Annotated in this window: 10 protein-coding genes; 6 read left to right on the plus strand and 4 right to left on the minus strand. The window is 65.6% G+C overall.

What is annotated here, in order from left to right; genetic code table 11:
* Positions 1–26: 26 nt before the first annotated feature.
* From SHTP_RS06405 to hglS, 3 genes are all read right to left on the minus strand, one after another.
* On the minus strand, positions 27–701 hold the full coding sequence (locus SHTP_RS06405; RefSeq protein ID WP_096370099.1) for a TetR/AcrR family transcriptional regulator: 675 nt from the start codon (positions 699–701) through the stop codon (positions 27–29).
* Positions 702–749: 48 nt separating this feature from the next.
* Positions 750–2264, minus strand: coding sequence for an L-piperidine-6-carboxylate dehydrogenase (amaB, locus tag SHTP_RS06410; protein ID WP_096372351.1), 1515 nt, complete (start codon positions 2262–2264; stop codon positions 750–752).
* Positions 2265–2341: 77 nt separating this feature from the next.
* Entirely contained in the window at positions 2342–3613 is a 1272-nt protein-coding gene (gene hglS / locus SHTP_RS06415) for a 2-oxoadipate dioxygenase/decarboxylase (RefSeq protein ID WP_096370100.1), read from the minus strand.
* A gap of 33 nt (positions 3614–3646) precedes the next feature.
* On the opposite strand from hglS, the gene SHTP_RS06420 reads away from it, so the two are divergent.
* From SHTP_RS06420 to SHTP_RS06450, 6 genes are all read left to right on the plus strand, one after another.
* Positions 3647–4099, plus strand: coding sequence for an Lrp/AsnC family transcriptional regulator (locus tag SHTP_RS06420; protein WP_096370101.1), 453 nt, complete (start codon positions 3647–3649; stop codon positions 4097–4099).
* Between the two features lie 53 nt (positions 4100–4152).
* Positions 4153–5493: an L-lysine 6-transaminase gene (gene lat, locus SHTP_RS06425; protein ID WP_420866653.1), complete on the plus strand. Its 1341-nt coding sequence runs from the start codon at positions 4153–4155 to the stop codon at positions 5491–5493.
* Positions 5494–5572: 79 nt separating this feature from the next.
* Positions 5573–5959, plus strand: coding sequence for a hypothetical protein (locus SHTP_RS06430; RefSeq protein WP_172900639.1), 387 nt, complete (start codon positions 5573–5575; stop codon positions 5957–5959).
* Positions 5960–6071: 112 nt separating this feature from the next.
* A complete protein-coding gene (usfY, locus tag SHTP_RS06435; protein WP_012393121.1) occupies positions 6072–6383 on the plus strand; it encodes a protein UsfY in 312 nt (103 codons plus the stop codon).
* A 483-nt stretch (positions 6384–6866) separates the two neighbouring features.
* A complete protein-coding gene (locus tag SHTP_RS06445) occupies positions 6867–7304 on the plus strand; it encodes an anti-sigma factor (RefSeq protein ID WP_096370103.1) in 438 nt (145 codons plus the stop codon).
* Positions 7301–8089 (plus strand): RNA polymerase sigma factor SigF, encoded by a 789-nt coding sequence (locus SHTP_RS06450; protein ID WP_011740583.1) that lies wholly within the window; start codon positions 7301–7303, stop codon positions 8087–8089. The genes SHTP_RS06445 and SHTP_RS06450 overlap by 4 nt, the downstream gene beginning before the upstream one ends.
* A 61-nt stretch (positions 8090–8150) precedes the next feature.
* Here SHTP_RS06450 and SHTP_RS06455 read toward each other — a convergent pair whose 3' ends face one another.
* Complete coding sequence (locus SHTP_RS06455) at positions 8151–8720, minus strand: TetR/AcrR family transcriptional regulator (RefSeq protein ID WP_096370104.1); 570 nt, start codon at positions 8718–8720, stop codon at positions 8151–8153.
* Positions 8721–9333: the final 613 nt, after the last annotated feature.

The raw sequence follows: 9333 nt of genomic DNA on the forward strand, positions 1-9333 counted from the left end.
ATGGTGCCAACGGGCACCGACAAAAACTATTGCGGCGTGTGTCGGGCGGTCGCCATCGCCTCGGCGAGCTCGCCGGGAATCTCGGGCACCCGCGCGATCGCGTCCAGCAGCGTGTGGGCACAGGCGTCGGCGAGGCGGTCGGCGTCGGTGCCGGGGTCCATGATCCGCTGGCGGCAGATTTCGAAGGTGAACGCCAACCAGCCGTAGATGATCACCCGCAGGTCACGCTCGACATGCTGGTCCAGCGCGGTGCCGCCCGGAATGCCGCTCACGACTTGGCCGATCCGGGTCATGATGTGTTCCATCTGGCGGTTCTTGGCCTCGTCATCGATGCCCAGCAGAACCGGATCGGAGCGTCCCAGGCCCACGTAGGCGGCCCAGGCGGCCTCCGGGTTCTGTTGGTGGTAGGCCATGTAGGCCAGCACGCCGAGGCGGATCTCCTCGAACATCGTCATTCCGACGGGGGACTCGATGCTGGTGGCCTCGTAGAGCCGATCCGCCTCGTCCTTGACGACCGCCGCGAAGAACGCCCGTTTGTCCGGGAAGTAGTGATACATCAGCGCGCGCGAAACCCCGGCGCGCTCCGCAATCTCATCGATGCGGACCTCGTCGTAAGGTCGCTTGCCGAAAACTTCCGCCCCCAGGGCGAGCAGTTCAGCGCGTCGATCCTCGGGGGATAACCGCCTTCTGGCTGTCGCCATGGGGAAGATACTACTCACGCGGCCAACGCCCTCCGCTAGCGCGCAGGCTCACCCAAACTGGACGCTCTGGGCCAGCGGCAGCTCGGTGGAGTAGTTGATGGTGTTGGTGGCGCGGCGCATATACGCCTTCCAGGCATCCGAACCGGACTCGCGGCCGCCGCCGGTCTGCTTCTCGCCGCCGAACGCCCCGCCGATCTCCGCGCCCGATGTCCCGATGTTGACGTTGGCGATCCCGCAGTCGGATGCGGCCAGGAAGCGCTCGGCCTCACGCAGGTCGTTGGTGAAGATCGCCGACGAGAGTCCCTGCGGTACAGCATTGTTGAGCGCGATCGCGTCATCTAGATCGTCGTAGGTGAGGACATAGAGGATGGGGGCGAAGGTTTCGGTCGCCACAATGGCGGTCTGCGCCGGCATCCGGACCACCGCCGGTGCGACGTAATAGCCGCCCGCGGGGCCGTCGCGGCGCGGGTTGGGGTCGATCACCTCGCCGCCCTCGGCGCGCGCCTGGTCCAGCGCGCCCAGCATGTCGCGGTAGGCGGTCTCATGGATCAGCGGGCCGATCAGGGTCGCCGGATCGCACGGGTCGCCGACGGGCAGCGTGCGGCAGGCGGCGACGACGTGCGCCACCACATCGTCGGCCACGGAGCTGTGCACGATCAGGCGGCGCAGGCTGGTGCAGCGCTGCCCGGCGGTACCGGCGGCGGCGAACACGATGCCCCGCACCGCCAGGTCCAGGTCGGCCGATGGCGTCACAATGACCGCGTTGTTGCCGCCCAGTTCCAGCAGTACCCGGCCGAATCGCCGGGCGACCCGGGGCCCCACCTGCTGGCCCATGCGCACCGAACCCGTCGCGGACAGCAACGCGATGCGCGGGTCATCGACGAGTTGTTCGCCCAGCTCGGCCCCACCCAGCACCACAGCGCCCACCGACGGCGGCGCGCCGACGTCGGCCGCGGCCCGGGTCAGCAGTGCCTGGCAGGCCAGCGCCGTCAATGGCGCCAGCTCCGAGGGCTTCCACAGCACGGTGTCGCCGCACACCAGCGCCACCGCGGTGTTCCATGCCCAAACCGCAACCGGGAAGTTGAACGCGGTGATCACGCCGACCACACCGAGCGGATGCCAGGTCTCCATGAGCCGGTGCCCGGGGCGCTCGGAGGCGATGGTGAGACCGTAGAGCTGGCGGGACAGGCCGACCGCGAACTCGCAGATATCGATCATTTCCTGCACTTCGCCCAGCGCCTCGGAGCCGGTCTTGCCGACTTCGATCGTCACCAGCTCGGCCAGGTCGTGCTTGTGTGCGCTGATCAACTCACCGAGGCGGGCCACCAATGCGCCGCGCACCGGCGCCGGCGTGCTTCGCCATTGGGTGAACGCGGCCTGCGCGTCGGCGATGCTGCGCTCGGTCTGTTCGGCAGTGGTGGCGGTCAGGGTGAACAGCGTCTCGCAGGTGATAGGCGTGCTCGACGGCATCCCGTGTCCGCCTGGCTCGTCGAGGCTGGCGGTCACGCCGATCGCCTCGAACGCCTTGCGTACCCGGTTACGTAGCTCATCTGAGTGGGTCATTGGCCCCGCTCGCTCCTTTTCACTGTTTGTCGCTGTCTGTGGCTGCTTGTTGCCGATTGTCGCTGCGCCGTGCACCGTCATCGCGCCCGCTCGGTGGCGAGTGCATGGTAGAGCGAGTACGGGTCGTAAATGTCGCGGTCGATGGCCCCGGCCAGCCACCCCACGTGGTAATCGGGGTCGCTGTCCACGGCGCCGGCCGCCTGCCCGGTGCGGGTATCGCCGTCCAGGTTGGAGCGGAAGATGCCGGCCGCCGAGGCGGGCAGGAAGTCCTCATAGACGATAGGCGACGACGGGTCACCGCCGCGGTAATAGGCCAGACCCTGCGCCGCCATTTCGGCATCGGTCGTCGGAAAGTGGTCGCTCCAGATCGTGGCTGGGTCCCCGGCGCCGGCGAGCCGTGCCATCGCGGCGTCGTAGCGCTCCCGTCCGCGTCGCGTCAGCGCGACGCCGCGCGCCTCGACCTCGCCGAACCGCACCCGCAGGCTGCCTTCGGTGACGGTGCCATCGGCACCGCGGAACAGTCGCGGCTCGGCCAATGCGCGAAACGACGTCTGGCGCAACAGCGCCGCGGGTCCGACGGTGCGCGGCGGACCCTGGATCGCCTCGATCATGGTGATGCCGCGCCCGGTCATCCTCGCGTAGAGGTCGTCGATGTCGAGCACGCGTGGCGTGAGGTGGTTGATGTGGGTCGAGCCGACCTCCGCGATGTCGGCCGCCACCGCCGATACCCGCGAGAGCTCGTCGTACCACGCCTTGTCGATCGGCTCGCGCGAGAGCGCGAACGCCGCCACGGCTTTGGCGACGAAGTCCGGTGCCTGCGCGGCGTCGCAGCCGCCTTCGGCGGCGATCACCCGGGCCTGGGCCAGCAGCGCGGGGTCGAACAGCTGCCGGCGGCCCAGAAATGTCAGCACTCGCGCGCGCAGCCCGGAATCGAAGAACCGGCTGTCGCCGGTGGCCAGCATCGAGGTGAACACCCGAAAGGGGTTGTTCGCCAATTCTTCGGCGTCGATTGGGCGGAATGCGGTGGATACCACGGGAATCGGCGACCGGGCCGAGCGCAGGTCGTAGAAGCCCACCGCGAACATGCCGAACGCGGCGAACAGGTCGGCGACGGCGGCAAGTTCGGCGGGGCTGCCCACCCGGATGGCGCCGTGGCGCTCGGCGGTGACCCGCTGCAGTGATCCCAGCCGTTCGGCGCCGGAGTGCGCTGCCACACAGTCACGGTTCACCTCTGCGGTGACGTCCACCAGCGTGCTGTATGCGGGGACTTCGCCGGCGTACATGGCCGACAGTCCCGCGGCGAAGCGGGCCCGCAGTTCCCAGGTCGCCAGCTTATTCGTCGAACTCATGGTGTGCCCTGGCTGCTGCGATAGTCTGCGCCCATGGGTGAGACGCTCGACGACATCGACCGGATCCTGGTGCGCCAGCTGGTCTCCGACGGGCGTGCGACTCTTGCGGAGCTGGCGGCCAGTGCCGGTCTTTCGGTCTCGGCGGTCCAGTCGCGGGTGCGCAGATTGGAGTCACGCGGTGTGGTGACCGGGTACTCAGCGCGCGTCGACCCCGAGGCGGTGGGGCACTTTCTATCGGCGTTCGTGGCGATTACTCCTCTTGATCCTTCCCAACCCGATGATTCGCCCGCCCGTCTGGAACACATCCATGAGGTTGAGTCGTGTCATTCGGTGGCCGGTGAAGAGAGCTATGTCCTGCTGGTGCGGGTTGTCTCCGCGCGGGCGCTGGAGGACCTGCTGCAACGGATCCGGGCAACCGCTAACGTGCGCACGCGAAGCACCATCATTTTGAACACTTTTTACAGTGATCGGCAGTTCATACCATAATCTTTCCGGCCCAAGGGTCATGTTTTCGTAAATAACACGCTAGCATGGTCGGCATGACCGCCGCCGTGAGATCCACCGTGCCTGCATGCCAGCAAATAGAAGCAGATGACGTCCAGGAGGTGCTGGGGCGCAGCATGCTGGTCGATGGCTTCGACCTGGTGCTCGATCTGTCCCAATCCGCCGGCTCGTATCTGGTCGACGCCCGAACCGGTCGGCGCTACCTGGACATGTTCACTTTCTTCGCCTCGTCGGCATTGGGGATGAACCACCCGGGGTTGGCCGAGGACGAGCAGTTCCGCGCCGAACTACTCGAGGCGGCGCTGAACAAGCCCAGCAACGCCGACGTGTACTCGGTGCCGATGGCGCGCTTCGTCCAGACCTTCGTGCGAGTGCTGGGCGACCCGGCATTGCCGCACCTGTTCTTCGTCGACGGTGGCGCATTGGCTGTCGAAAACGCGCTGAAGGTGGCTTTCGACTGGAAGCGCCGGCACAACCAGGCACTCGGTATCGATGCGGGGCTGGGCACCAAGGTGTTGCACCTGCGCGGGGCGTTTCACGGCCGCAGCGGCTACACGTTGTCGCTGACCAACACCAAGCCGGTCAATGTCGCCCGCTTCCCGACGTTCGACTGGCCGCGCATCGATGCTCCATACATTCGGCCGGATGCCAACATGGATGCCGTGGAGGCGGAGTCCTTGGCTCAGGCCCGCGCCGCGTTCGAGGCGCACCCGCACGACATTGCCTGCTTTATCGCCGAACCCATTCAAGGTGAAGGTGGTGACCGGCATTTCCGGCCCGAGTTCTTCGCGGCGATGCGACGGCTCTGCGACGAGCACGATGCGCTGCTGATCTTCGACGAGGTCCAGACGGGTTGCGCAATGACCGGTACCCCCTGGGCTTACCAGCAGCTCGGGGTGAAACCCGATGTGGTGGCGTTCGGCAAGAAGACCCAGGTGTGCGGGGTGATGGCCGGCGGCCGGGTCGACGAGATCGTCGACAACGTGTTTGCCGTCTCGTCGCGGCTCAACTCGACCTGGGGCGGCAATCTCACCGACATGGTGCGCGCCCGCCGCATTCTGGAAGTGATCGAGGCCGAAGGATTGGTCGATAACGCGGCCGAGCAGGGTCGCTACCTGCGTGCCCAATTCGACGAGCTAGCCAAGGACCTGCCGGCGGTGGTTCTGCATCCCCGTGGGCGTGGCCTGATGTGCGCCTTCGACCTGCCGACCACCGCCGATCGCGACGAATTGATTCAGCGTCTGTGGCAGCGGGCGGTCATTGCGTTGCCGGCCGGTAAGGTCAGTGTGCGATTTCGTCCCGCGCTCACCGTCGGTCGCGACGAAATCGATCTGGCAATTGCGGCCGTGCGTAGCGCATTATCGGCTATGACCTGAGCCGCGCGCTGTTTATCCCAGCTCCCGGCGGGGTATTCGGTTTGCTGTGTATCCGCAGAACGCAGGATTGGGGTTCAGGATGCAAAGGGTGCATGAGCGATCGGACGGTGATCGCCTCGGACAGGATGACGAAGAGGTCCGAGCTGCTATCCGCTTTGCGGCCCTGGCGGCCAGCGCTGGCGTCGGCTTCCTCATTATGGCGGCGTTATGGGTCAGTACGTGCGGCGGACGCGCAGGAGTCGACACCGCGGCGTGTGGCATGCCCGAGCGCACCTTGCTCGCGCTCGGGGCGCCGGCGATCCTGTTCGCCAGCGGGATATGGGCCTTCGTGCGCACCTATCGCGTGTGGCGTGACGGGGGCACCTGGTGGGGGTGGCACGGCGCCGACTGGTTTTTGCTGACGCTGATGGTGGTGGCTCTTTCCCTGGGCGTTCCGTCAATTGCGGGTCCGGTACTGGCACTTTGACAAATAATTTGCCCTGATCACTCCACATCCTATTCGGGGAGTTCTACCGTTGAAGGTAATGCCTGGTAATGGCAGCAATCGCGGGATAGAACGGGATAGCAGAGGAGGAGCCATGGGGGACACCTATCGTGACCCCGTCGACCACTTGCGGACGACGCGGCCACTCGCAGGCGAGTCGCTGATCGACGTGCTGCACTGGCCTGGGTACCTCTTGGTCGTGGCGGGCGTAATCGGCGGCGTCGGGTCGCTGGCGGCCTTCGGTACCGGGCATCACTCCGAGGGCATGGCTTCCGGCGTGGTCGCGCTCACTGTCGCCGTGGTCGGTTTGATCTGGCTGGCGTTCGAGCATCGACGGGTTCGCAGGATTGCCGATCGCTGGTACAGCGAACACCCCGAAGTCCGTCGACAGCGGCTGGCCAGCTAGACGCCATTGGTGAGCACCCCGTCGTCGCTTGGCGGCTGCGGAGTCCGCCCCCCTGCCGCGTCGGTGCTTGTTGGTGTTTGTCGCGGCTGCGGGGGTGGGGCATCTCGGCGGTACCCGGTGCGCGAAGAAACATGCAATCGAAAATCGATTCGCGGTTTTACCGGCGGTAGCGACTGGGTATCAGGTCTAAACCATGATGAGTACCGGCATTGTTGCGTCCGCGTTGTCACCCCATCATGGGGGACAAAATCGCCAAAGCACCGACCTAGATTTCCACTGCGACCACGATCACGACGACCGACGTCATCCCGGCAAACATCGCGATTTGCTCGAGCCGGCGCGTCCGGACTGTGTCGGTCCCGCCCGCCTCGCCGGTAGCTGGTTGAATACCCGGTGGCGATCATGACCAACCGGCTGCAACGCTGGGCCCAAAGCGGGACTCAAAGCGAGAGTACTGTCGGTGCAAAATTGCCGGGAGGCCAGATGACCGATGCGGATCCGCGCATCAACAAGCGCGAACGCGGCCACCGTGCCGTCGAACTCAACGTTGCTGCGCGCTTGGAGAACCTGTCGATGCTGCGCACCCTGGTTGGTGTCATCGGCACGTTTGAAGACTTGGATTTCGACGCTGTGGCAGACCTGCGGCTGGCCGTCGACGAGGTGTGTACTCGGCTGATCCGTTCGGCCACACCGGACGCCACGCTGACCCTGGTGGTGGACCCGCGCGACGACGAACTTGTGGTCCAGGCCTCTGCCGCGTGCAGTACGCACGACGTGGTGGCGCCGGGAAGTTTCAGCTGGCATGTGCTGACATCGCTGGCCGACGATGTTCAGACATTTCACGATGGCCGCCCACCTGAGGCAGCCGGCAGCGTGTTCGGCATCATGTTGACGGCTCGAAGGGTGGCCTCCGGCAGGTGACCTCCCGAACTGCCGGCGGTTCCTCTTCACGACCCAACGAATACGCCGATGTCCCGGAGATGTTTCGTGAGTTGGCCACCTTCGATGCCGACTCACCGAATTTCCAGCGCCACCGCGACACGATCGTCGAGCGCTGCTTGCCGTTGGCCGATCACATCGCCCGGCGGTTCGAGGGACGTGGCGAACCACGCGATGACCTGGTTCAGGTCGCGAGGGTCGGGCTGGTCAACGCGGTGGTCCGCTTCGATGTCGAGACGGGTTCGGATTTCGTCTCGTTCGCGGTGCCCACCATCATGGGCGAGGTCCGGCGGCATTTCCGAGACAACAGTTGGTCGGTCAAGGTTCCGCGGCGGCTGAAGGAACTGCATCTGCGATTGGGCGCGGCCACCGCCGAGCTGTCGCAGCGGCTGGGCAGGGCGCCCACCGCGACCGAACTTGCCGCCGAGCTCGAGATGGACCGAGCCGAGGTAGTCGAGGGCTTGGTAGCGGGCAGCTCCTACAACACCTTGTCCATTGACAGCGGTAGCGGTAGCGAGGACGACGACGCCCGCGCTATCGCGGACACGTTGGGTGACATGGACGCCGGTTTGGATCGGATCGAAGATCGCGAGTCGCTTCGTCCCTTGCTCGAGGCGCTGCCCGAGCGGGAGCGAACGGTGCTGGTGCTGAGGTTTTTCGACTCGATGACACAAACGCAGATCGCCGAACGGGTGGGCATCTCACAGATGCACGTCTCGCGGCTGCTGGCCAAATCCCTGGCGCGGCTGCGCGATCAGCTCGAGTAAGCGCGGCCGCGCGTCCCGTTCGCGGCCGGTTTTCGCGCGCCCTAGTGTCCGTTGACCGATGTCACGTCTCGAACAGCATGAGCGCGACCCGCTCCGCAGTTGCGATCGGATCCGTGCATTCGCCCGGGTCCGACGGCAGCACGCCGTTGAGCCACAGCATCGAGAAGCCATGGATGAGCGACCAAGCCGCGAGTTCGGCGCCGTGGCGATCCGCCACGGCTTTTGGATCTTGGAGCAGTGAGGCGCCCCGGGCGAGCTCCATCGCGGCGGCCGCGTGCGCGGCGGCCAGATTGCTATCCGTGCGGTCGATCAGGGACCAGTCGAACATCACCGCGTAGTGGCCCGGATGCTCGATCGCAAAGCGGACGTAGGCGCGGGCACCGTCGAGGAAGTTTCCGCGGGCCTCACGCAGTGCTTCGGCAAGCAACATGAAGCCTTGCGCCGCTAGTGCGGTGAACAATCCGCGCCGGTCGGTGAAGTGGTGGCCATAGGCATTGTGTGACACGCCAGCGCGGCGGGCCAGCTCACGCACCGACACGGCGCCAACTCCGCGCTCGGCGACCAGGGTGGCCGCTTCGGTCAGGATCGCGTCGCGCAGACCGCCATGGTGATACTGCGAGCGTTCACTCATTCGAGCATCGTACGAGTTGGCCCTGAGCTGCCACGCGTTAGCTCATGGTAAATCAACGAGGCGGGTCCGGCCCTTCGGTCGACAGGTAGGCCAACCCGTGGCGGGAGATTCGGCCCAGCTTATCGACGTTGGCGTGCCGCAGTTCCGCAGCGTCGGGACGCCGTTCGGCTACCGATACCGGTGGCTCATCAAAGTTTGCTGACTAACGCCTGCTTGTCTCGTTCTGACGCGCTGATCGTGGCTCTTGCCGGAAGATCCGCTGTGTTACGGACGTCGCAGGCTAACTACGTTTGCCGATCAGCGGCGTTGCGTCGAATCCTCTATTGAATACCGACGCCGCGAGCAAAAAGCTATGACCTGCTAGTAATTGATCGTTCTGGCTCTGTGTCGCGGCAGCCCGCCGTCTGCCGCCTCGCCAATCGGAACATTCAGCTAACTTCACGCCGAGCCGTGTAGCCAATGTCAAGTTGGCAATGTCAATATTTCACGTTGACAATGACAACATAGCCATGTACCTAACGGGGCGTGACCGCATCGCGCGGTCTTGTGGTCCCCCTGGGCAGGGAATGCGCGCCGCCCTTGTGTCGCGTGGCAGGTAGCCGTGGCGAATGAG

The organism is Mycobacterium ulcerans subsp. shinshuense, assembly GCF_002355775.1.
GTDB classification, from domain to species: Bacteria; Actinomycetota; Actinomycetes; order Mycobacteriales; family Mycobacteriaceae; genus Mycobacterium; species Mycobacterium marinum.

What these genes read in the sequence shown, in the direction of transcription:
- SHTP_RS06405 (WP_096370099.1), bottom strand. Translation starts at nt 701, where the DNA reads ATGGCGACAGCCAGAAGGCGGTTATCCCCCGAGGATCGACGCGCTGAA.
- amaB (WP_096372351.1), bottom strand. Translation starts at nt 2,264, where the DNA reads ATGACCCACTCAGATGAGCTACGTAACCGGGTACGCAAGGCGTTCGAG.
- hglS (WP_096370100.1), bottom strand. Translation starts at nt 3,613, where the DNA reads ATGAGTTCGACGAATAAGCTGGCGACCTGGGAACTGCGGGCCCGCTTC.
- SHTP_RS06420 (WP_096370101.1), top strand. Translation starts at nt 3,647, where the DNA reads ATGGGTGAGACGCTCGACGACATCGACCGGATCCTGGTGCGCCAGCTG.
- lat (WP_420866653.1), top strand. Translation starts at nt 4,153, where the DNA reads ATGACCGCCGCCGTGAGATCCACCGTGCCTGCATGCCAGCAAATAGAA.
- SHTP_RS06430 (WP_172900639.1), top strand. Translation starts at nt 5,573, where the DNA reads ATGCAAAGGGTGCATGAGCGATCGGACGGTGATCGCCTCGGACAGGAT.
- usfY (WP_012393121.1), top strand. Translation starts at nt 6,072, where the DNA reads ATGGGGGACACCTATCGTGACCCCGTCGACCACTTGCGGACGACGCGG.
- SHTP_RS06445 (WP_096370103.1), top strand. Translation starts at nt 6,867, where the DNA reads ATGACCGATGCGGATCCGCGCATCAACAAGCGCGAACGCGGCCACCGT.
- SHTP_RS06455 (WP_096370104.1), bottom strand. Translation starts at nt 8,720, where the DNA reads ATGAGTGAACGCTCGCAGTATCACCATGGCGGTCTGCGCGACGCGATC.